The 20,241-nt window shown below is 43.3% G+C and carries 23 protein-coding genes; 9 read left to right on the forward strand and 14 right to left on the reverse strand.

Features of this window, described 5'->3' with window-relative positions; genetic code table 11:
- Window positions 1–247 precede the first annotated feature (247 nt).
- Window positions 248–931 carry a DUF6933 domain-containing protein gene (locus tag A6E01_RS16620; protein WP_017030185.1) on the reverse strand — a complete coding sequence of 228 codons (684 nt, stop codon included), beginning with the start codon at window positions 929–931 and terminating at the stop codon, window positions 248–250.
- Between the two features lie 107 nt (window positions 932–1,038).
- On the opposite strand from A6E01_RS16620, the gene A6E01_RS21030 reads away from it, so the two are divergent.
- Window positions 1,039–1,644 (forward strand): DUF1272 domain-containing protein, encoded by a 606-nt coding sequence (locus tag A6E01_RS21030; protein WP_082961395.1) that lies wholly within the window; start codon window positions 1,039–1,041, stop codon window positions 1,642–1,644.
- A gap of 38 nt (window positions 1,645–1,682) precedes the next feature.
- Here A6E01_RS21030 and A6E01_RS16630 read toward each other — a convergent pair whose 3' ends face one another.
- The 3 genes from A6E01_RS16630 to A6E01_RS16640 all read right to left on the reverse strand — a co-directional run bounded on the left by A6E01_RS16630 (window position 1,683) and on the right by A6E01_RS16640 (window position 5,084).
- A complete protein-coding gene (locus A6E01_RS16630) occupies window positions 1,683–2,582 on the reverse strand; it encodes an EamA family transporter (protein ID WP_017027020.1) in 900 nt (299 codons plus the stop codon).
- A 274-nt stretch (window positions 2,583–2,856) separates the two neighbouring features.
- Window positions 2,857–3,888: an L-threonine 3-dehydrogenase gene (gene tdh, locus A6E01_RS16635; RefSeq protein ID WP_065210753.1), complete on the reverse strand. Its 1,032-nt coding sequence runs from the start codon at window positions 3,886–3,888 to the stop codon at window positions 2,857–2,859.
- Complete coding sequence (locus A6E01_RS16640; protein WP_065210754.1) at window positions 3,888–5,084, reverse strand: glycine C-acetyltransferase; 1,197 nt, start codon at window positions 5,082–5,084, stop codon at window positions 3,888–3,890. Before A6E01_RS16640 ends, tdh begins: the two co-directional genes overlap by 1 nt.
- Window positions 5,085–5,246: 162 nt before the next feature.
- On the opposite strand from A6E01_RS16640, the gene A6E01_RS16645 reads away from it, so the two are divergent.
- Window positions 5,247–6,176 carry a LysR family transcriptional regulator gene (locus tag A6E01_RS16645; RefSeq protein ID WP_017029566.1) on the forward strand — a complete coding sequence of 310 codons (930 nt, stop codon included), beginning with the start codon at window positions 5,247–5,249 and terminating at the stop codon, window positions 6,174–6,176.
- 135 nt (window positions 6,177–6,311) lie between these two features.
- A complete protein-coding gene (locus tag A6E01_RS16650; RefSeq protein ID WP_065210755.1) occupies window positions 6,312–7,703 on the forward strand; it encodes a glycoside hydrolase family 1 protein in 1,392 nt (463 codons plus the stop codon).
- A gap of 226 nt (window positions 7,704–7,929) precedes the next feature.
- On the opposite strand, the gene A6E01_RS16655 is transcribed toward A6E01_RS16650, so the two are convergent.
- From A6E01_RS16655 to A6E01_RS16665, 3 genes are read right to left on the reverse strand one after another with little or no spacing between them, the layout of a single operon-like run.
- A complete protein-coding gene (locus A6E01_RS16655) occupies window positions 7,930–8,982 on the reverse strand; it encodes an HlyD family secretion protein (RefSeq protein WP_237334524.1) in 1,053 nt (350 codons plus the stop codon).
- Window positions 8,979–10,295 (reverse strand): glycosyltransferase family 2 protein, encoded by a 1,317-nt coding sequence (locus A6E01_RS16660; protein ID WP_026026235.1) that lies wholly within the window; start codon window positions 10,293–10,295, stop codon window positions 8,979–8,981. The genes A6E01_RS16655 and A6E01_RS16660 overlap by 4 nt, the downstream gene beginning before the upstream one ends.
- Complete coding sequence (locus A6E01_RS16665) at window positions 10,288–11,619, reverse strand: TackOD1 domain-containing metal-binding protein (protein ID WP_065210757.1); 1,332 nt, start codon at window positions 11,617–11,619, stop codon at window positions 10,288–10,290. The genes A6E01_RS16660 and A6E01_RS16665 overlap by 8 nt, the downstream gene beginning before the upstream one ends.
- Window positions 11,620–11,809: 190 nt before the next feature.
- Here A6E01_RS16665 and A6E01_RS16670 point away from each other — a divergent pair, with 190 nt between their 5' ends.
- Together A6E01_RS16670 and A6E01_RS16675 are read left to right on the forward strand one after the other, a co-directional pair.
- Window positions 11,810–12,130, forward strand: coding sequence for a heavy metal-binding domain-containing protein (locus A6E01_RS16670; RefSeq protein ID WP_017032344.1), 321 nt, complete (start codon window positions 11,810–11,812; stop codon window positions 12,128–12,130).
- Window positions 12,131–12,136: 6 nt separating this feature from the next.
- Window positions 12,137–12,901, forward strand: coding sequence for an ion transporter (locus A6E01_RS16675; RefSeq protein WP_065210758.1), 765 nt, complete (start codon window positions 12,137–12,139; stop codon window positions 12,899–12,901).
- Here A6E01_RS16675 and A6E01_RS16680 read toward each other — a convergent pair.
- Entirely contained in the window at window positions 12,893–13,411 is a 519-nt protein-coding gene (locus tag A6E01_RS16680; protein ID WP_017029573.1) for an NUDIX hydrolase, read from the reverse strand. The genes A6E01_RS16675 and A6E01_RS16680 overlap by 9 nt on opposite strands.
- Before the next feature lie 127 nt (window positions 13,412–13,538).
- Here A6E01_RS16680 and A6E01_RS16685 point away from each other — a divergent pair, with 127 nt between their 5' ends.
- On the forward strand, window positions 13,539–13,841 hold the full coding sequence (locus A6E01_RS16685; protein WP_017029574.1) for a putative hemolysin: 303 nt from the start codon (window positions 13,539–13,541) through the stop codon (window positions 13,839–13,841).
- Window positions 13,842–13,910: 69 nt separating this feature from the next.
- Here A6E01_RS16685 and A6E01_RS16690 read toward each other — a convergent pair whose 3' ends face one another.
- The gene (locus tag A6E01_RS16690; protein WP_017029575.1) at window positions 13,911–14,309 is read right to left on the reverse strand and encodes an OsmC family protein; all 399 of its coding nucleotides are present in this window, start codon (window positions 14,307–14,309) and stop codon (window positions 13,911–13,913) included.
- Window positions 14,310–14,663: 354 nt separating this feature from the next.
- Here A6E01_RS16690 and A6E01_RS16695 point away from each other — a divergent pair, with 354 nt between their 5' ends.
- A complete protein-coding gene (locus A6E01_RS16695; protein WP_017029576.1) occupies window positions 14,664–14,873 on the forward strand; it encodes a cold-shock protein in 210 nt (69 codons plus the stop codon).
- Between the two features lie 94 nt (window positions 14,874–14,967).
- Entirely contained in the window at window positions 14,968–15,510 is a 543-nt protein-coding gene (locus A6E01_RS16700; RefSeq protein ID WP_065210759.1) for a YaeQ family protein, read from the forward strand.
- 72 nt (window positions 15,511–15,582) lie between these two features.
- On the opposite strand, the gene A6E01_RS16705 is transcribed toward A6E01_RS16700, so the two are convergent.
- The 4 genes from A6E01_RS16705 to A6E01_RS16720 all read right to left on the reverse strand — a co-directional run bounded on the left by A6E01_RS16705 (window position 15,583) and on the right by A6E01_RS16720 (window position 18,511).
- On the reverse strand, window positions 15,583–16,245 hold the full coding sequence (locus A6E01_RS16705) for a potassium channel family protein (protein WP_065210760.1): 663 nt from the start codon (window positions 16,243–16,245) through the stop codon (window positions 15,583–15,585).
- A complete protein-coding gene (locus A6E01_RS16710) occupies window positions 16,245–17,345 on the reverse strand; it encodes an AI-2E family transporter (protein WP_065210761.1) in 1,101 nt (366 codons plus the stop codon). The genes A6E01_RS16705 and A6E01_RS16710 overlap by 1 nt, the downstream gene beginning before the upstream one ends.
- A 262-nt stretch (window positions 17,346–17,607) precedes the next feature.
- Window positions 17,608–17,886 carry a peptidylprolyl isomerase gene (locus A6E01_RS16715; RefSeq protein WP_065210762.1) on the reverse strand — a complete coding sequence of 93 codons (279 nt, stop codon included), beginning with the start codon at window positions 17,884–17,886 and terminating at the stop codon, window positions 17,608–17,610.
- Between the two features lie 163 nt (window positions 17,887–18,049).
- Window positions 18,050–18,511, reverse strand: coding sequence for a TetR family transcriptional regulator (locus A6E01_RS16720; protein ID WP_065210763.1), 462 nt, complete (start codon window positions 18,509–18,511; stop codon window positions 18,050–18,052).
- A 216-nt stretch (window positions 18,512–18,727) separates the two neighbouring features.
- Between A6E01_RS16720 and A6E01_RS16725 the strand changes: the two genes are divergently transcribed.
- Window positions 18,728–19,027, forward strand: a complete 300-nt coding sequence (locus A6E01_RS16725) for a DUF406 family protein (protein ID WP_017029585.1) — start codon at window positions 18,728–18,730, stop codon at window positions 19,025–19,027.
- Between the two features lie 70 nt (window positions 19,028–19,097).
- Here A6E01_RS16725 and A6E01_RS16730 read toward each other — a convergent pair whose 3' ends face one another.
- Window positions 19,098–20,228: a 1-acyl-sn-glycerol-3-phosphate acyltransferase gene (locus A6E01_RS16730; RefSeq protein ID WP_065210764.1), complete on the reverse strand. Its 1,131-nt coding sequence runs from the start codon at window positions 20,226–20,228 to the stop codon at window positions 19,098–19,100.
- Between the last annotated feature and the right edge of the window lie 13 nt (window positions 20,229–20,241).

Here is a 20,241-nt window from a genome sequence, read left to right on the forward strand (position 1 = left end):
TAAGGAATTAGCTTATGTGTCCAACCATTGGGGTCCACTTCTATATGTCATTAAACATTCCAAACAAACTTTGGGGCAAAGACGAGTTACCCACGCTAGTACTGGTATCTTCTGCCCTCGGGGTTAACTGTTGATAATTCATGGTAGTATTGATTGTTTCTTTGGCGAGAAGAGCGTACCACTTTTATTAGCAGTTGGATTCCTCTTCTACACCTTTCCATCAATATCGAACTTGTTATCTGATTTTCTATTGTCTGTGATGCCTTAACACGATGACATTACTCATATCCACTGGTTGAGGTTCTAATGCCCACTGTTGCCACTGGTTAACAAACTCTTCATTAGGAAAAAAGTGCCCCTTCTTGTGCTTACTATTACGAGGAAACTGACCTGAAAATAAATTAAAGCCGAGTAGGTCAACATCTTCAAGTAACATTCCATCTTCATAGCAGTGACGTTCAAGATGCCAATGAACATCATTTAAGTGAGCTTGCACGCTACGGTCACTTCGAGGGTGGAAGGCACAGTCATTAACCTCTCTGTCGTAATGGTCAATACAGCACTCCACCTCGACCGTATCTGCACCATTTTCATTGGCTAGACTGTGAAAGCACGCCTTTAGCATTGGCTCAAAGGTGTTGAGAAACTGATAAATATCACCCTTCTTTCCCGCTAGTACTGTTATACAAAAACGACTTTGATAATCCATCGCCAGTAAGTATTTTTTACGTTTAATGGATACACAATGTAGTACCCACTGCCATTGAAATCCACCATTTGTGTCGGTATCAACACCGTTTGGAAAAGCAGGCGTCTCAATAGACTCTGCGATGGTTTTATGCGGTGCTGGCTCTAGAGGTGAGACCTTTTTGCCTTGACGAGTAACCGTAAAAAACTCTACTGCGGCTTTGGTGCAGTTAAAAACTAGCATTTCGTATTACCTATTTTTACTCGCATTACATGCTCACTCATACCAAATTTTTGGAATATTTTGGGTTTATCGCATTATGATAGTTTAGGCAATGAGAATACCAAAAAATGTTACAGAAAGCAGTGCTGGGTGAGAAAGGGGCACAATGTGCTAACGGTGCTCATGCCAACCCGTCTCTGGACATACTCATCCTTAAACTATGCTGGGTAGACTACTTTACTCTTAGTGAGCATTTTATTTTTGAAGTTGCTGAACTGTCTGTCAGACATCCTACATTAGAAAATGTTGGTCAATCAGCTCATACAGGTTTAGCGAAGAGTATCTACTCTAAACGGTTTTGGGGCAAAACCTTCTTAGAGCAAAAGGTAAACTACGACAAAAAGCATCGAAAAGTTTCGAGTTTTATTGTCATAGCTTCAGTCTTTATTGTCCTTCGACACAAAGACTTACCCGCAGATTCAACGCAGGCGATGATTTGTAGCTACGAATGTACCTTTTTCAGAAATTGTGTAGAGGACGTTTTGTTTAACGTATGTCCTACCTGCGACGGCGGTTTATGCCCCAGACCCATTCGGCCTATCGAGGAGAGACGAGCCAAGCTCAGTACCTCTCACCAACCACCTTCAACAACAAGAGTTCGGAGCAACTATTCGGAACAAGAAATGAGTGATTTTTCCTATAGATACCAGCATATTGTCCCAGAAAAACGCTAGCACGTTTTTTAGAAATACTATGCGTTCAATAAGCAACTCTAGACAAGCGCGACCACTAGACCAGTCACAACCAATGAAACCCCTAGCCCTCTTACAAGAAACCAACGCTCATTTAGGACAGTGATGCCCAGAGCAAGCCCAAACACAATACTCACCTGTCGAAGCGCAACAATATAGCTAACGTTTTCTACCAATGTCATTGAATACAAAACGATTCCGTAGGTCAGTCCCATCATAATTCCAGCAATGGATGAGCCCTTCCAATGACGCTTTGCATTGACTATTTCCGACTTGTTGTTTGTCAAAATAAGCCAACACAACAACACCGAAGATGTACCAAGAAACTGCATGCCAAGATAGAAAATAGCGATCTGCTGTGAGCTTAACCCCGACGTTTCCAGCACTAACCAGTTAAGCGCTTCCTTGTCTAAAATGGAGTACAAGGTTGTGCCCATGGCAGCAATCACAGCCCACAGCACGCCAATGTTCGCATACGCTGATAGCTTTAATTCACGAAGTGTTGTGAGAGGGACTAATAAGCACCCTATCGTCAATATACTAAAGCCTAACCAAGCGTTGCCTGATAACGCCTGGCCTACTATGAGCGTGCCAATACCCACCATAAGAACAGGTAAAGCTCGCACAATCGGATACATCATGCCAACGTCGCCATGATCGTAAGCTTTAATTACACTCACTAAGTAAATAGCCTGACCAATACAGCTAAAAACCAGTAACCAAAGAAAATCAGCGGTAATATTGGTAATACCAATTACCGAGAGGCACCACACAAGATAGGGTGAAAGCAAAATAAAAGGGGTAAGCGAGGCGACCAACGCAAAAGAATAGCCCGAGCCAGAGCCAGACTTACCTAATACGTTCCAACCAGCATGAAGCAGCGCTGAAAAAACAACCAAAACAATCGCAATAATACTCAAAGCGCTTCCTAAATAGACAGTTTGTCTATTTTACTAGTGGGATCCATTACTCTAGGTAACTTAGGAAAAGACGGATTCTAACTAGCGATTGTGACTCTTCAATGACGTTATCTTTACAGTGTTTACCTGGCAGTTTCGATCGAGATCAAATATAGATAGGCTTTAAATACGAGGTAATAAGTGTTGTACGGATAAACGAATAAAGCCCTAAGGAACCTTAGGGCTTTAAAAGACTGACACTCTGGAATAGCTTAAGCTAGAGGGCTAAAACACGCTATTCCCAGTCAAGAATAACCTTCCCAGACTGACCGCTGCGCATAACGTCGAAGCCTTCTTGGAAGTCGTCAACCTTGTAGTGGTGAGTGATGATTGGCGATAGATCTAAGCCTGATTGAATCAAGCTTGCCATCTTGTACCAAGTTTCGAACATCTCACGGCCGTAGATACCCTTGATAACCAGACCTTTAAAGATCACTTGGTTCCAGTCGATACCCATGTCAGATGGTGGAATACCGAGTAGCGCAAGGCGACCGCCGTGGTTCATGGTTGCTAGCATAGTGTTGAACGCCGACTTAACACCTGACATCTCAAGGCCTACATCAAAGCCTTCAGTCATGCCTAGCTCTGCCATAACATCTTTCAGGTCTTCGTTAGCTACGTTAACTGCGCGAGTTACGCCCATTTGACGAGCAAGGTCTAGACGATATTCGTTTACGTCTGTGATAACAACGTGGCGTGCACCTACGTGTTTTGCAACCGCTGCAGCCATGATGCCGATTGGGCCGGCACCTGTGATCAGTACGTCTTCGCCCACAAGATCAAACGACAATGCAGTGTGAACCGCATTGCCGAACGGGTCAAAGATTGACGCTAGGTCATCAGAGATGCCTTCTGGGATCTTAAATGCGTTAAACGCAGGGATCACTAGGTACTCAGAGAATGAACCCGTACGGTTAACACCCACACCAATAGTGTTACGACATAGGTGCGTACGACCACCGCGGCAGTTACGGCAGTGACCACAAGTAATGTGACCTTCGCCAGAAACGCGGTCACCGACCTCAAATCCACGGACTTCTTGTCCAATAGCAACCACCTCACCCACGTATTCATGGCCCACAACCATAGGAACAGGGATGGTGTTTTGTGACCATTCGTCCCAGTTGTAGATATGGACGTCAGTACCACAGATAGCGGTCTTTTTGATCTTGATTAGGATGTCGTTATGACCCATTTCAGGCATATCGACTTCATTCATCCAGATGCCTTCTTCAGGCTTAAGTTTAGAAAGTGCTTTAATCTTCATTATTTGATCAATCCCATGTCGCGACCTACTTCGATGAATGCATCAATAGCACGGTCTAGTTGTTCACGAGTATGCGCCGCAGACATTTGCGTACGAATACGAGCTTGGCCTTTCGGTACTACTGGGAAAGAGAAGCCAACAACGTAAATGCCTTTTTCTAGCGAACGCTCAGCAAATTCAGCGGCAACCTTTGCATCACCCAACATAATTGGAATGATCGCGTGGTCAGCGCCACCCATAGTGAAGCCAGCACCTTCCATACGAGCACGGAAGTGTGCAGCGTTGTCCCAAAGGTGAGTACGAAGATCGCCACTTTCTTGAAGAAGATCCAAAACACGTAGAGAAGCCGAAACAATCGCTGGCGCTACAGAGTTAGAGAATAGGTACGGACGAGAACGCTGACGAAGCCAGTCAATTACTTCTTTCTTACCAGAAGTGTAGCCGCCTGATGCGCCGCCCATAGCCTTACCTAGAGTACCTGTGATGATATCGATACGGTCCATCACATTGTGGTAATCGTGCGTACCTGCGCCAGTTTCACCCATGAAGCCTACCGCGTGAGAGTCATCCACCATGACTAACGCTTCGTACTTATCGGCAAGGTCACAGATAGCAGGCAAGTTTGCTACAACGCCGTCCATAGAGAACACGCCGTCGGTAACAATCAGAGTATTACGAGCACCCGCTTCTTTTGCAGCGATAAGTTGCTGCTCTAGCTCTTGCATGTTGTTGTTTGCGTAGCGGAAGCGCATTGCCTTACACAAACGAACCCCATCAATAATCGACGCGTGGTTCAGTGCATCAGAGATGATGGCATCTTCTTTACCTAGAATGGTTTCAAACAGACCTGTGTTTGCATCAAAGCAAGAGGTGTAAAGAATGGTATCTTCCATTCCAAGGAATGCAGATAGCTTGTCTTCAAGTTGTTTGTGGATGTCTTGAGTACCGCAAATAAAGCGCACAGACGCCATACCAAAACCGTATTTATCCATACCTTGCTGAGCTGCTTTGATAAGCTCAGGGTGGTTAGCCAAACCTAAGTAGTTGTTTGCACAGAAGTTAAGTACATCTTCACCCGTAGAAATAGACACAGACGCTTTTTGTTGAGAAGTGATAACGCGCTCTGACTTGTACAAGCCTTCAGTTTTTACTTCGTCGATTTGTTGTTGAATTTGGTTATAAAACGCAGAAGACATGATTCTTTGATCCTTTCAGTAAGGGGGAATGCCAAGCAAGATATCTAGCTTGCTCGGAGCAAAATCTTTTCCTGATTTACAGTGTAAAGAGATTCTAGTTCAAAGATGTTGGGAGTATAATGCCTTCTACGGAAAATCATTTGTGAATTACAGGCACATATAATGAAAACCACTCAACTTGTTGCCCTTTTGCCCGACCTTGCTACCTATACCTTAGTGGTTCAACAAGGTAACTTTACCAACGCAGCCAATAGCTTAGCGATGACCCCCTCTGCAGTGTCCAAGACAATCACTCGTCTCGAAAGCGCATTGGCGGTGAAGCTTATTGAACGTACCACTCGCACTCTTCGCATTACAGAAGAGGGTCAAAAGGTCTATGAACAAGCAATACAAATGCTAAGCGCTGCCGAGCAAGCCGTAGAACTGTCCACAAATAGCCACTCCCAAGCTCAGGGAAGCCTCTTAGTCTCTGCGCCAGAGGCCTTTCTCAGTGTTGTCTTGCAGCCCTTAATCATCGACTTTTTAAAGAAGTATCCAGATATTCAGATAAAGGCGCGCGCTATTGACGGTGCGGTCGATATTCAAAAACAAGGTATTGATGTTGCCTTTAGGCTGTCAGAGCAACCGGATGAACACTTAGTGCTTAAAGAGCTGGGTGAGACTCATTTGATCTTGTGCGCTTCTAAGCCCTACTTAATGAAGCATGGCACACCACAGCAGCCCAATGACTTGTTAGAGCATAACTGTTTGTATCTGGCGGAAACTGAACACGACAACGTATGGACCTTTCATAAAGACGATAAATCTCAGTCAGTTACCGTATCGGGTCGCTATGCCGTGAACCAAGCAAATCTAAGATTTGAAGGCGTAAAAAGCCACCTAGGTATTGGGCTATTTCATGATTTTGTTGTCGCGAATGCCGTAGCAACAGGAGAAGTAGTCCAAGTGCTCGAGGATTGGACACTCACCAGTAACTATCATGGCAATGTGCTCATGCAATACGCGCAAACCAAATATATGCCAGAGCGCCTTCGCTTGTTTATCGACTTTATTAGTCAGGCACTTTCCAAGAAGTCCAGTGGCACACAATAACCCTTGCCCGTTAAGTTTTAACGCGATCAAAGGATAAAAATCTTTTGATATGAATTGAGCGGAAAGAGACTATATTCGACTACGATTCATAATCTACAACTAAAATTACAATAACCATACTCATTGGAGCACACCATGATTCAGTTTCCCGAGCACTTTCTGTGGGGCGGCGCAATCGCTGCTAACCAAGTTGAAGGGTCGTTCCTAGAAGATGGCAAAGGCCTATCGACATCAGACATGCTGCCCAATGGCATCCTTAGCCCTCACCAAACAAGAGATGAGCGAGAGCCTGGCATCAAAGACTTGGCAATTGACTTTTACAATCGCTATCCAGAAGACATTGCCCTATTTAAAGAAATGGGCTTTACCTGTTTGCGCTTATCCATTGCTTGGACGCGTATCTATCCAAACGGTGACGAAGCAGAGCCCAACGAATCTGGCCTCGCCTACTACGATCGTATTTTTGACGAGTTAGCCAAACGTAACATGACACCTTTCGTGACGCTGTCACACTATGAAATGCCCTACCACTTGGTGGAAAAGTATAACGGTTGGGGCGATCGACGTGTCATTACCTTCTTTGAAAGATACGCTCGCACTGTATTCGAACGCTTTGGATCTAAAGTAAAGCTATGGCTGACCTTCAATGAGATCAACATGTCACTGCATGCGCCATTTACTGGCGTCGGTCTTCAAGAACAAGCCTCTAAACAAGAGATTTTTCAAGCCATACACCATCAATTGGTTGCGAACGCAAAAGCCGTGAACCTGTGTCATGAAATCATTCCTGACGCTCAGATAGGTAACATGCTTTTAGGGGCGATTAATTACCCGTTTACTTGTAATCCAGATGATGTGATTGCTGCAATGCAGGAAAATAATCAGTGGCTGTTCTTTGGCGACGTACAGACTCGCGGTAAATACCCGGGCTACATGCTTCGCTACTTCAGAGAAAACAGCATTGAGATAAAGATGCAGGCGGACGATCTCGATATCATTGCCTCTGCTAGCGTCGACTTCATTTCCTTTAGCTATTACGCCAGTGGTTGCGCCTCAGCAGACCCTATGCAAAAAGAGGTCGGTAACATCGTCGATAGCGTGCCAAACCCTCACCTTAAAAAGAGTGAATGGGGCTGGCTCATCGACCCTAAGGGGTTACGTATTCTGCTAAATATGCTGCATGACAGATATCAAAAACCGCTGTTTATTGTGGAAAATGGCTTAGGCGCTATCGATACTGTGACGCCAGAAGGCGAAATCAACGATGACTACCGAATCTCGTATCTGAACGATCATTTAGTGCAAGCGCATGAAGCAATATTAGATGGCGTTGATCTGATGGGCTTTACCTCTTGGGGACCTATCGATTTGGTGGCCAACTCAACGGCAGAGATGACTAAGCGCTATGGCTATATTCATGTAGACAGAGACAACAAAGGTGAAGGAACTCTGGTTCGCACTAAAAAGAAAAGCTTCTATTGGTATAAAGATGTGATTGCGAGTCGCGGGGCGACGCTAAAATTGTAAACGGCTTAAGGTTCTAGGTTCTAGGTTCTAGGTTCTAGGTTCTAGGTTGATATGACCCTGTAAAAGTAGGCAAGGATATCTTTAATGGTTAGTTCTCAGTTAAAGATACCCTGCTTTACTCTTTTCTATTACCCTTTTTATGGGGCCTCAACCTGTGATTTTATCTGTCCCATGACATTACCAAGCAACAGATGAAATTCCGCTTTAATCAATTTACCTATTAAGTCTAAAAGTAAACTTCCACAGGCATGCCCTCTACCAATTTATAGCGATCTGGTAACGTACCTGAAAACTCAACGGATACTCGCATAAGTGCTTTCTTGCCTTCAAAAGGCTTAGCTAATTGTTCGGGTAACTTTGTTGCTAGTTGAACGGACGTGCTAACCTCAGCCTTGTGGTTTTCTCCATTAGGAAGCTTAACCTCAACCGTTTGGCCCATCTTGGCGCTGGATACATATTTTGGATCTAAATATGCAATGACATGTGGGGTTGTGTCTTTCCCTGCGATGGTCATAACCGTATCAAGCTCACCTACCTGCATCCCTACTTTCCCAGCAACATCGAGTATTGTGGAATCAAATGGTGCTTTCACTTGAAGAGACTCTCTAAGCTTTATCTTTAGATTTAGTTCTTTCTCCAGATTTCTAATGACATTTGCTACATCGCCTGAGTATTTTTCCTTAGCCAAGTTCAATTCAGCCAAACGCAATTCTATGGTGGTATTGGTTAGTTTACTTTCAGCCGCAGCGTAATTACTCAGTACCGCTGAGTAGTCGGATGTGCTCACCTGGCCCTTACTAAAATACGTATCAAACTTTCTCTTAATGGCTTCCATGTCTTTTAGAGTATTACGTGACTGAGTAACGGCTCCACGATAAAGCCTTAGTGTTGAATCGTCTTCCTGCTTTAGAATTCGTCTCAGTACTTGGATCTCACTTTCTAGAAATTGGATTTCGGAATCCAATACAGGGTCATTCAATTCGAATAAAACACTTCCTGCAGATACTGTGTCCCCTGTTTTGAAGTTAACCATTTTGATAAGTCCAGACGTCTTAACGTTGAGATCCACAGAGTTGTAGCTGACGATAGCAGGCGCCACAACAAACACTTGTTGCTTAACAATCCACCCTAAGCCGAAAAGTGCAGGAAATAAAACAATAGCCACCAACACAAACCACCTAATTCGGTAGCCTGTGCGTTTGGTACCACCATAAAGAACCTTGAGCCCTTTTTCTGTGGCTGGATTCTTTTTCTTATCGAGCATGAATTCAATTTTCAAAATCTTTTCCCCCTTTTCAGCACCCACCAAGGTGCCATACTCGATTCTTCATGAGAGCGCCTTATTAACTCATTAAATATGGAAAAGGCGGTGATCGACCGAGCAAACAATGCATAGGATGGATAAGCAAGTAGCCAGCCTATCAGCTTGATATCTAGAGATTTTCTCTCTGAAATCAATACCCAATAAATAGAGAATTTAATAAACACTATGGCTAGGTAAACAAGGTAAATCAGTATGAAAGCGGATATGGTGAAGACAAATGGGTACACAATTAATACATACATGCTGTACATCACGACCAGCACAGGTATCAGCACATTTTGCAGCACTCCATACACTAGCGTGTAAAGAAATACTGGCCAAGTAAGTAGCTTAGGTGTCATGCCTTTCATATGTTTTCTGAAATACAAAAACAACAAATCACCATCCCAACGAAGCCGCTGCAACGTAAAATCTCTTATGGTACTAGGTGCATCTGTATGGCCTATTGCGTGTGGGGTGAACGCCAATCGAATATTGGGATAACGAGCATGGTACTGTTTGAATCTAAAAGTAAGATCTAGGTCTTCAGCTGTATGAGTATCCCAGCCTCCAACTCGCTTCAATACAGTTTTACGAAATGCTCCAAAGGCTCCAGAAATATTGTTTAAAAGCCCAAACTCTCGAGTTCCCGTTTTTCCCGCCTGCATAGACATCATGTATTCCAATGCTTGCATACGGGTTAATACGTTATCTTGCCAATTGCGAACCCTGAGAGCGCCTCCGCTAGCGACAACATTTGCGTTATTAAACTGCTTTGCGATATTAAAAGCCATGTCGTTATCAAATGAGGTATCGCCATCGACGTTGATAACAATTTCATTCTTAGCTTTGTATAAGCCTGTGTTCAGCGTAGACACCCTGCCTCCGCGCTGCCATTTAGGCACGACTCTCACTAAACGGTCTTTTCTGTGCTGATGTTGTTGCTGTGATTCCACTGCGGAAGCATAGGTATGTTGATTTTGCACCGCTCCATCAACTACGGCTAGGATTTCTATGTTTCCTGGGTAAATTTGTTCCACCAACGTATCGATGGTTTTTTTGATTGCATCACCTTCACCATAACAAGTGATAACAATGCTTAAACTTGGCGCTCGATCTAGATCACTATGTTGGTTTCTCCAATACCATTTAAACACTCCAACAAGCATCATTAATATCAGAGGTAACTCAACCATGATAATAAGAGGGAAGTAAGTAATGAGCACCTCTGTATGAGTCCAGATGCTCCCCCACATACTCCTTAAAACATAGACTACAGAATCAAGCATCCAACTCACTCGCTTTGGCTTTAAACCAAGTGTTTGAGTCATCGAACTCTTGGTCAGGCAGATACCAATGCCTTACCCGAAGCCCTATTTCATTTGATTCGATCTTGGTAGCAAACTCTGACAACCGTTCGCGAAGGATTTCTATGGAGTTTGTATCGCAGATAGGTAGGAATACAAACAATACTTCTTCACTATATTGACAGCTCAGGTCCGTGGTTCTGAATAGTGACTCTAACTGTTCGGATAATTGAGCCAAAAACTCAACATAAGCCACCTCTCCAAATTTTTGGATAAATTCTTCGATATTAATAATCTTCAAACCTATGAGAAGATCAGTGTGACTGTGACGAATGGATAGCTGGTTCTTCCAAGACACAACCGATTCAAAAAGAACGGGGTCAACTGTCCCTGATAAACGGAAGGAGACTTTTGATGAGGCCTGGTTAAGTAGAAAAAGGTGTGCTCTATCACCACTCAAATAATTGAAGTAAGTTTGCGTTATAAGAGACTCTACATTGTTTTTATGACCACAACTTAAACAGCGCGCTATCACTCGAGCTTCCGCAAACTCATTCTGGCAACTATTACACTGCATTAGCTCTAGTGGACGATCGTAATCAACGCCTATATGTTTTAATAAAGTACTGCAGTTAGGACACTGGAGTGCGTTGTGCTTAGCAAAGTTTTTCGCGTCATCTACATTACCACAAGTAAAACAGTGAAGCGCATCATTTGAAACAGTATCGACAGAGCTACACGAAGGGCACGCATCGACATAATTCAAGTGGCCAGAATGACACTTCTGGCAATAGCGAACCCTATCAATACACTCTCCCTTTTCTAGTAACTCTTGCTCTACCTGCTTGAGAATATATCGAAATGGGGTGCGTTCTAATTGATAGTAAGCATCTATCAAGGGATAACGATAGATTGCTGTAGTGCCAGCATCCCTGATTGGTTTAAGTGCACGCCTCTCATCTAGCCACAAATATGCCAGTAATGTATCGCTAGGCTGCTCACTTAAGTAGCTAAGCTTCTCTGGAACACCTCGGATCTGGTCAGATTCATACACTCCATCGCTCAAGTAAGGGCTTAATGTACTAGCTTGTACTGCATACAAACGCCAGCTCCATCCAAACTCCGACCCGTGTATTTTTTTAAGTAGAGAGTCTTGCTCCAATGAAGGGACATTGATAAGGCAGATAATCCCCCGCCTTGACAATAATTGGTCTTCATTGGTTTCATACTCGACATCCCAGCCCATTGGAGGAGTCACAGCTAGAGCTTCGCCGAATATCACTAGAGTCTTATTTTCATCAGACACTCTTCACTCCTTGAAAAACAAAATCTTCATCCGTTAACGTGCAAACTTGCATAGCCTATGATTAGCGCACTATTTAATATATATTTCTGTTAAAGAGTAGAACAATAAAACGCTGATATGCTTATGATTTCTTAAATTCATTCGCTATTTATGTACATTTGAGAGAATTAACTCCTATAAGGAATAAAACATGCTAATGACCACGACACAATCCGTTGAGGGCAAACGTGTTCTCAGCTACCACGGCGTAATTGCTGGTGAAGCCATCTTAGGTGCTAACTTGTTCAAGGACATGTTTGCCGGTATTCGTGACATGGTCGGTGGTCGTTCAGGGACCTATGAAAAAGAGTTGGAGCGCGCCCGCACTATTGCGATGCAAGAGTTGGAAGATAAAGCACGTGAAATCGGCGCAAATGCGGTTATTGGCATTGATATTGACTACGAAGTACTAGGCAAAGACAACGGCATGTTGATGGTAAGTGCGAGCGGCACAGCAGTGACGATCAGCTAACTCAATATGCCAAGTTCAGAAAGACACGACGCTAAGCACGAATTAGGGCCGCTGCAGTTCGTCACCTTGATCCTTTCGGTATATGTACTCATTGCCCTATTTGTGGAGAATGCCTTCACTCTAGATTCAGATACCTCTGAGTTATTGGCAATGATAGATACCATGGTGTGCATGGTTTTCTTGGTGGACTTTTTTCAACGCTTCTACCGTGCGCCCAATAAACTGCAGTACATGAAATGGGGTTGGATTGACCTGCTATCGAGTATCCCGTTAATCGATGCCCTACGTTATGGACGCTTTGTCCATTTGGTGCGGTTCTTACGCATTCTAAAAGCGGTTCGCTCTACCAAGCTCATCTTGTACTATCTTTTTCGAAATCGGCGCTCTGGCACCTTTTCCATCGTCGCAAGCGTCTCGGTACTAGTGGTGATCTTTGGCGCTATTGGGATTCTGCAGTTTGAAAAAGGGCTACCAGACTCCAACATTCACTCAGCAGGAGACGCACTTTGGTGGTCTTTTGTCACCATTACTACCGTAGGCTATGGTGATTTCTACCCTGTGACGACACAAGGCAGATTGGTGGCGGCTATTTTGATGACCGCCGGTGTGGGTCTTTTTGGTACCTTTACCGGTTTAGTGGCCAACTGGTTTATGACCGAGACGGAGCAAGCTGATAATACAGAGCGTACGGCAGTAAAAGCAGAGATTAAAGCCCTTCACACGAAGATTGATGAGCTAAAAGAGCTCATCAAGGACCAAAAATCAGACTAGCTCTTTTGCAATGAGGTGCAGCAAGAAGGTTTCACGTTCAATGCTTAAACCCTTCTTCGCACTATTGGCTATCGTATGTTCGTTATGAGCGATAGCGTCATGGATATTGACCCACTTTGCCTGCATACCATTTTTGATCTCATAGTCTTCAAAGTTAGGTGTACCGAGTTCTGAGTCCACATGGCAGGTATAGCAGTAGGAATGCATGTGCATCACATCCGCATCGTCCTTATACCAAGGGCGAAACTCTTCAAACACCCCAAACGGTTTGATATTTCGAATGTTTTGCGCGCCGGTTTCTTCTTCTAACTCTCGTACTAAACCCGCAATCACATCTTCACCCTCATCAATACCGCCACCTGGCAGTGAATAGTCGTGATAGCGTTCGGTGTATAGCAACAGTATTTGATCGCCCATCAATGCGATGGCTCGCGTTGCACGGCGCTGTATGATGGTCTTTTGATCGAGTTCGCTTAAATCAGGATGGATGTTAGTTTTTAAATGGCGCATGAGAATAACGGCTAAATTGAATTTCCCGATATTTTAACATGTAACCAGAGGTTAACTATTGAATTAATTAAGATATCTCGTACACTGAAAAAGATAAGTCAAAACAAATAGTTCTTTGGAGCCAATAATGAAGAAAATCCTTCTTTTATCTGCAATGAGTGGCGCTGTGTTGCTAGCAGGTTGTGCAAGCGAACCAGACGAGTACACAGTAGAGGACTGGGATCCAATTACAAGTAAAGCATCTATGTACTGTGTACAGCAAGACCATGAAATCGTGCGTGCCTCAGAGGAAGGTAAACGAGTCACTTACTGTGAGATCTCGGATGATGAGAAGCATGAGATCTGGGAGTACTACTACATGAATCATGAAGATGAACGTCCCGAGAATCAAAAGCAGAGTGACGATGAAATGAGAAAAGCCTCAAACTAATTTCTCTAACGTCAGTTATAAAAATGCCCCGCTAACGTTCATTAGCGGGGCATTTTCTATTTTATCTGCTTAAACAATTTCCCAAGAGTGCGTCATTTCCACGCCCTTATCTAGCATTAGGCAAACCGAGCAGTATTTTTCTAAAGAGTCTTTCGCTACTTTAGCGACAACCTCAGGATCAAGGTCAACACCCGACACTTCAAAGTGAATGTTGATGCTGGTGAAAAACTTAGGCGCTTGGTCACGACGAGTGCTGCTCAGTTTCGCTACGCAGCCCGTTACTTTTTGCTCTGCACTTTTTAGGCCGTCTACCACGTCTACAGAGCTACAACCGCCCGCTGCGATCAATACCATTTCCATTGGGCTTGGCGCTGTCTTGCCACCGCTGCCATCTAAAACCACTGAATGGCCAGATTGAGATTCACCGATAAACTTAAAATCATCTACCCAAGATACGGTTGCTTGCATAATCAAATCCTCTTTTAATTTCGCCTCATTTTACACACTCATAGTGCGAACTCAACAATCGAAATGATGACGGTGTCATGACATGTCGTGCAAGTTTAAGTTTCAGGATGAAAAACTTGAATACACCTAACAATTTTGAACAATGTATCCCTGACTATGCCAGTGATATCATTGACTTATAGACTTCCGTCGATACACTGAATCAGGCAAGAGAAAGTTTTGTTTTTGAAGTTGTGCAGTACAGTTGGAGACTAGTCGCCGTTGTATTCACCATCGGTCAATGCAATCTGTTTTCAAGCACTTAGTATGGTCGTATCTGACCGAGTTTAGTTATATCGCAAAGGAAAATTGACAATGTCAAACACAGTTACTGGTACCGTAAAATGGTTCAACGAAACTAAAGGTTTCGGGTTTATTCAACAAGAAAACGGTCCAGACGTATTCGCTCACTTCTCTGCTATCCAAGGCGACGGTTTCCGCACTCTTGCTGAAGGCCAAAAAGTAGAATTTGTTGTTACTACAGGTCAAAAAGGCCCGCAAGCAGAACAAATTCGCGCTGTTTAATTGCGCCAAGTAAGCCAGTGCTTCACTGGCTTACTTTTCTCCTCTCAACCCTATATAATCAAACGCCTAAATCCTATTTTCTGGAACTCCCACTTTGGCGCTCAAACCCACTATTTATAAATTTCGCGTAAACCTTGCCGACACTAATCGCAATCAATTTGATGACATTAACCTTACTGTAGCCAAGCACCCTTCTGAAAATGAAGTACGCATGCTGGTCCGCATCTTTGCGTTTTGTCTAAATAACACCCCAAACCTAACCTTTACTAAGGGGTTGTCTGAGCAAGAAGAGCCTGATATTTGGGAGCTTTCTGATATTGGCGATATTGTCACTTGGATAGAAGTTGGCGAGCCGTCAACGGACAGAGTTAAGAAAGCAGCGCGCAAGTCAAAGCAGACTCACTTCTATACGTTCAATGAAAACAAATCAGATGTTTGGTTTAACAAAAACCAGTCTGTGCTTCGCGAGTATGATGCGAGCATTACACAGTTTGACTTCGCTCCTATTGAAGAGCTCGTTTCAGGACTTGAGCGCACCAACGATTTAAGCCTAATGATCTCTGGAGACAGTATGTTTGCCACACTGGGCGATGTGAACACTGAAATCACCATTACAGAGTTGCAGGTTAAGTCCTAACTCTGCATGAATTAAAAGGGCCTGCGTTCGCAAAAACATTCGCAGGCCCTTATGTTTTACAGCTATTGGTCGCTATTTCTTTTCGTTCACTTCAGTTAAACCCGCACTCACTAAGCTTGATACTAAGATTGCGAGGTAGAACACCCCCGCAATCGCCTCAAAATACGCAACAAAGCGAGTGAGAGGCTCGGTTGGCGCTATCACGCCGTAGCCCACAGAGGTCATTGTAATAAAGCTGAAATAGATCATTCTAGAAAGATTGTCTAACCATGGTCCGTGTTCGATTCCATTAAAGCCCCCCTTCAGGACCTCTAACAGCAACAGTTGTACGAACGCAAACCACAGCCCCATCATCAAATAGATACAGATTGAACCCACTATCTGATTTTTATCTATTTTCGGTGCCGTTAATACCAATTTCGTTGCATGCCTTAAATACTGTCCAATAAACAAAATCAAAGCAACCAGCGAAACAATAGCAAGATTCGCTGCTTCTAAAATAGAGGCCACCGAAGACAGCAACACGAGGACAATCAAAAAACCTAACCAGCCCCGAACTCCTGTATTCTTCTTTTCAATACCGAGAGTCGATGCCGACATACAAAACAGCAGACCGAGTAACACGACCCCCTGCCCTGTATCAAAAAGTTGTTCGAGAATTGCACAACCGAATAACAGTACAATCAAAGCGACAAACAGATGTAAAAAGTTATCGCGCTCGGACATCTTTGCCATTACTTACTCTCTTCTTCCACAGGTTCTACTTCCAACTGCTCTACATCGACCTCAGATTGAGCTAACCAAGCCACAAACAGTCTATGAGTTACCGCAAGCACCACTGAACCCACAAACAAGCCGACGATACCAGACATAGCCATACCACCGATAGCACCCAGTAGGATAACCAGCATAGGGATATCTGTACCACGCCCCATTAGCATAGGTTTAAGCACCGCATCACTGGCACTGACCAGCACACACCAAACGGTGAACACGCCTGCTACTAAGGTAGAATCGGTAGTCCAAGCGAAGATCAATGCAGGAATCAATGCCAGAATTGGTGGCACCTGGATAATGGCAACAATAAGCACTGCTAGCATCCATAGACCTGCAAAAGGTATCTCTGCAAAGTAAAGTCCGATACCCGCCATAACAGACTGAATAACCGCAACCCCTATCACGCCTTGAACAACGCTACGCACGGTCGCAACCGAAAGCTTGGTAAATTGGGCGCCATATTCGCCTGCTAAACGAACTGAAATTTGTTGAAAGGATTTTTCACAAGCCTGTGCATTGGTCATGAAGATACCAGCAATTAATAGTGAAATCACAAACTGTAATACACTGCCGCCAACACTACCAATCGCAGAAGCTACGCTACCTAATACACTTTTAATCTGTTCAGAATACTGAAGCATTGCGTTGGTTAGGTTTGATGAAAAGCCGAGTAAGGTCGCGTAAAGCTTCTCACCAACCACAGGCCATGACTTTATACTCTCCGATGGTGGCTTAAGCTCTAGGGTACCCTCTTGGATCTGTTGATACACATCCCCAGCGGTACTAAATAAACTATCACCAATCAGATAAGCGGGGACGACCAACAAGATGACTCCCGTGAGTGATAATAGCCAACTGGCCTTGCCTTGAGATAACCCCGTTTTATTTTGAATTCCCTTAACCACAGGAAATAGAGCCGTTGCGATAATTGCGCCCCAGATAACCAGCAAAACAAAAGGCTTTAATATTTGGAAACACCAAAAGAGAAGCACGCCGATAATAATTATCTTAATAAAGGCATCGATAGCTTGTCGGGAAAAATCTTGCGAAGAGTTCATGAAAAGTCCTTGTAATACAATCTACTAAAGGTAGTTTAGATGATTCTACAGGTTATATAGACATAACCCCTCATCTTTTTTGCATCAAACAAGAAAAACACCCGTAACATACATACAACAAATTAATTATGCTTTAACGATAAGTCGGCATAATTAATCATGGCCTTTAATCAAAAATTAGGCTTCAAATACAATATTCGTATTTAAAACACAAAAAAACGGCAGAGCAAAAGCCCTGCCGTTTAAAGAGAAATGTTTAACGCTAGGTTCTATAAAGCACCTTCACCACATGCCAACCAAATTTGGTTTTAACTAGATGTGGTACTAAGGTTTCACCGGTAAAACAGATCTTATCAAACTGAGGCACCATCTGCCCTTTTTTAAACTCACCCAAGTCACCACCTTTCTTACCCGAAGGGCAATTAGAGTATTTGCGCGCGAGGGTTTGAAACTTAGCGCCCTTCTTTAACTGCTTGATGATGTCTTCAGCTTGGTCTTTGTGTTTAACCAGGATGTGTAGTGCGTGCGCGGTGCGTGCCATGGTGGTGTCTCGATATGTTCAATTTGGACGCATTATACAAAATATCAAGGCACTTGTTAGCCCCAAGTTTACCAATGACATCGTTTGTTGGAAGGAGCATTTAAGTTGAAGGTCCTAGATCAAAAACGCTGAGCAGTTAGCTCAGCGTTTTAATGAATCGTGTTTATTTGGCGAGTTGTATAATGGTGCGGCCAAACAACCATTCAAGCTCTTTCTCACTCTCTTCGCCATACAACTCTCTCAGCATAACGAATAGTCTATCAATGCCTTTCCTTGCAAACTCATGGGCACAATCAGAGGTAACTATGTGGTGAAACATCAAGCGTAGAATTGCCAAGAACTGCGGCTTTTCTAGTGAATCCATCCAGCTTTGTGAGAATCCCTGCAAGCCTGATTCTAAATCTAGGTGCTCTAAGAATAACTTATAGATTCGACCATCTAGAGCCGTTGTAAAGTCTGTTTTCTTTGGAAAGTGATGACTAATGCCAGTTCGAGATACACCAGTCGCATGACTTAAAGTAGTGTATGACATCTTGTCATAGCCAATAGTCAACAATTGCTCAACGACTGCATCCATGATTTTGTTAATGGTGATTTCTGTATCTTCTTTACTGCGCTTTGGCATTACACCGACCTTTGTGAATTGACTTATCTTGAATAAGTTAATACTCATATAGTTATAACGTAGATTCAATATACGGAACCTTATTCTGACAATCTAATGACATAACTCAGTAACCGGTTTCAGTTCCTGTAATTAATAGTTACACCTCAATGGATTTTTGTAGATGTAGCTCACATAGCTATGTAAACTGAGGCAAACTGTTATAGGAGATAAACTATGTCAAAACTAATTAAAGAGCCTGAAGTATGTGAAGCATGTGGCGTTGCAGGCGAGATGGGTTTTATTATCAACGAAGGTGATGAAGTTTCAGAAGTCTCTTTGTTTGCGGCAAGCAAAGAAGCGGTAGAAGCTGAATTCACTAAATACCTTGAGCTTGCTAAGAACGTAAACGCTGCTGTTGAGCATGAAGTTGAAATTGAAGAAAAAGAGCAATTTGAACTTCACGCTAAGCTTAAATTTGAAGTCAGTGCTGAAAAGCTGATCTTTGATCTTAAGAGCCGCTCTATTTCTCGCTAAGAGCGTTCAAAAATGCAAAAAGGTCGAACTCAGTTCGACCTTTTTTTATGTTCACCTTTTCAAACTCGGCTTAAGCGACTTGCTCAGACTTATCTTTAGACAAGTTTCTTACCGGGTTTGCATAACCATCAATAAGGTAAGCTTTAGCCCCCTCTTCCAGTTGAGCCAGTTTCGCTTCAAGCTTGTCTCTCGTTGCTTGGTCTATGCTGCTGTCTTCTACACCTGCGGCAAGCAAGTTGATTGGGAAAAGTTTGTAGTTGTCATGAATTTGACGATCTATTTCATCAGCCAAGGCATCAGCATTATCAATGTCGCTATCGATCACATCACCAAAGCTCACATTAATGCGCCCTTTGTACCCAGTAATGCCTTTAACAATACTATCGATGTCTTCAAACTCTGATTTCTTATATTCACCTAGGGTTGCTTTTTGATGCAGCTCGTTGGCTTTCGCAATATCACACGGGTCAATCTCATAAGAGATAGCCACAGGAACAATCTTAAGGGATTTAACGTATTCAGAAAAGGAAAGCTTACGCTTGCGTCCCTCTAGTTGAATCATCTTAATAATTGCCGGATCAGTGAAATCGTTGCCGTCTTTAGCGCGCCCTTCTTTCTGTGCGATCCAGATGGAGTTTCCTGTTTCTAATGAGTGTTTAATGTAAGAAGACAAAAGCCCTAGAGTCTTCATCATTTCGCGCGGCCCTTTAGCTGAGCGCTTAACAATGAAACTCTTGTTGATCTTCATTAACTCTGTAGAGCACGGCTTACTTAACAGGTTATCACCAATCGCAATACGCATTGTCTGATGGTTTGTGTGGTGTAACCCATAGTTCACCAACGCCGGATCCATCGCAATATCACGGTGATTAGAGATAAACAGATACGGAGTATTTTGGTCTAGCTTATCAAGCCCATCAAAGGAGACGTCATCAGTCGTGCTATCAAGTGCTTTCTGAAGGTATTTTTCTACTTCAACTTGCACTGCGTCGATAGAGTTGAGTTTTCCCCAACGATTCTTTAGATACAGTTTCACCAAAGGAGACATAAGCGCCTGAAACCATTTTGCATGGTTGCTGAACTTTTGGTTCAGTATTGCTGAGATAAATTCTTCGTCATTAATTAGTCGCTGGATTGCTGGAGCAATCTCTTCATCGTTATAAGGGCGAATCTCTTGGTAAATATCGTTCTCGGTAGACATATTCTTCTTCATT

This window comes from Vibrio breoganii (assembly GCF_001677275.1).
GTDB lineage: Bacteria > Pseudomonadota > Gammaproteobacteria > Enterobacterales > Vibrionaceae > Vibrio > Vibrio breoganii.

Excerpts from the sequence above, each read along its gene's own strand:
- A6E01_RS16620 (WP_017030185.1), bottom strand. The coding sequence starts at position 931 with ATGCTAGTTTTTAACTGCACCAAAGCCGCAGTAGAGTTTTTTACGGTT.
- A6E01_RS21030 (WP_082961395.1), top strand. The coding sequence starts at position 1,039 with ATGTTACAGAAAGCAGTGCTGGGTGAGAAAGGGGCACAATGTGCTAAC.
- tdh (WP_065210753.1), bottom strand. The coding sequence starts at position 3,888 with ATGAAGATTAAAGCACTTTCTAAACTTAAGCCTGAAGAAGGCATCTGG.
- A6E01_RS16640 (WP_065210754.1), bottom strand. The coding sequence starts at position 5,084 with ATGTCTTCTGCGTTTTATAACCAAATTCAACAACAAATCGACGAAGTA.
- A6E01_RS16645 (WP_017029566.1), top strand. The coding sequence starts at position 5,247 with ATGAAAACCACTCAACTTGTTGCCCTTTTGCCCGACCTTGCTACCTAT.
- A6E01_RS16650 (WP_065210755.1), top strand. The coding sequence starts at position 6,312 with ATGATTCAGTTTCCCGAGCACTTTCTGTGGGGCGGCGCAATCGCTGCT.
- A6E01_RS16660 (WP_026026235.1), bottom strand. The coding sequence starts at position 10,295 with ATGCTTGATTCTGTAGTCTATGTTTTAAGGAGTATGTGGGGGAGCATC.
- A6E01_RS16670 (WP_017032344.1), top strand. The coding sequence starts at position 11,810 with ATGCTAATGACCACGACACAATCCGTTGAGGGCAAACGTGTTCTCAGC.
- A6E01_RS16675 (WP_065210758.1), top strand. The coding sequence starts at position 12,137 with ATGCCAAGTTCAGAAAGACACGACGCTAAGCACGAATTAGGGCCGCTG.
- A6E01_RS16680 (WP_017029573.1), bottom strand. The coding sequence starts at position 13,411 with ATGCGCCATTTAAAAACTAACATCCATCCTGATTTAAGCGAACTCGAT.
- A6E01_RS16685 (WP_017029574.1), top strand. The coding sequence starts at position 13,539 with ATGAAGAAAATCCTTCTTTTATCTGCAATGAGTGGCGCTGTGTTGCTA.
- A6E01_RS16690 (WP_017029575.1), bottom strand. The coding sequence starts at position 14,309 with ATGCAAGCAACCGTATCTTGGGTAGATGATTTTAAGTTTATCGGTGAA.
- A6E01_RS16695 (WP_017029576.1), top strand. The coding sequence starts at position 14,664 with ATGTCAAACACAGTTACTGGTACCGTAAAATGGTTCAACGAAACTAAA.
- A6E01_RS16705 (WP_065210760.1), bottom strand. The coding sequence starts at position 16,245 with ATGGCAAAGATGTCCGAGCGCGATAACTTTTTACATCTGTTTGTCGCT.
- A6E01_RS16710 (WP_065210761.1), bottom strand. The coding sequence starts at position 17,345 with ATGAACTCTTCGCAAGATTTTTCCCGACAAGCTATCGATGCCTTTATT.
- A6E01_RS16715 (WP_065210762.1), bottom strand. The coding sequence starts at position 17,886 with ATGGCACGCACCGCGCACGCACTACACATCCTGGTTAAACACAAAGAC.
- A6E01_RS16720 (WP_065210763.1), bottom strand. The coding sequence starts at position 18,511 with ATGCCAAAGCGCAGTAAAGAAGATACAGAAATCACCATTAACAAAATC.
- A6E01_RS16725 (WP_017029585.1), top strand. The coding sequence starts at position 18,728 with ATGTCAAAACTAATTAAAGAGCCTGAAGTATGTGAAGCATGTGGCGTT.
- A6E01_RS16730 (WP_065210764.1), bottom strand. The coding sequence starts at position 20,228 with ATGTCTACCGAGAACGATATTTACCAAGAGATTCGCCCTTATAACGAT.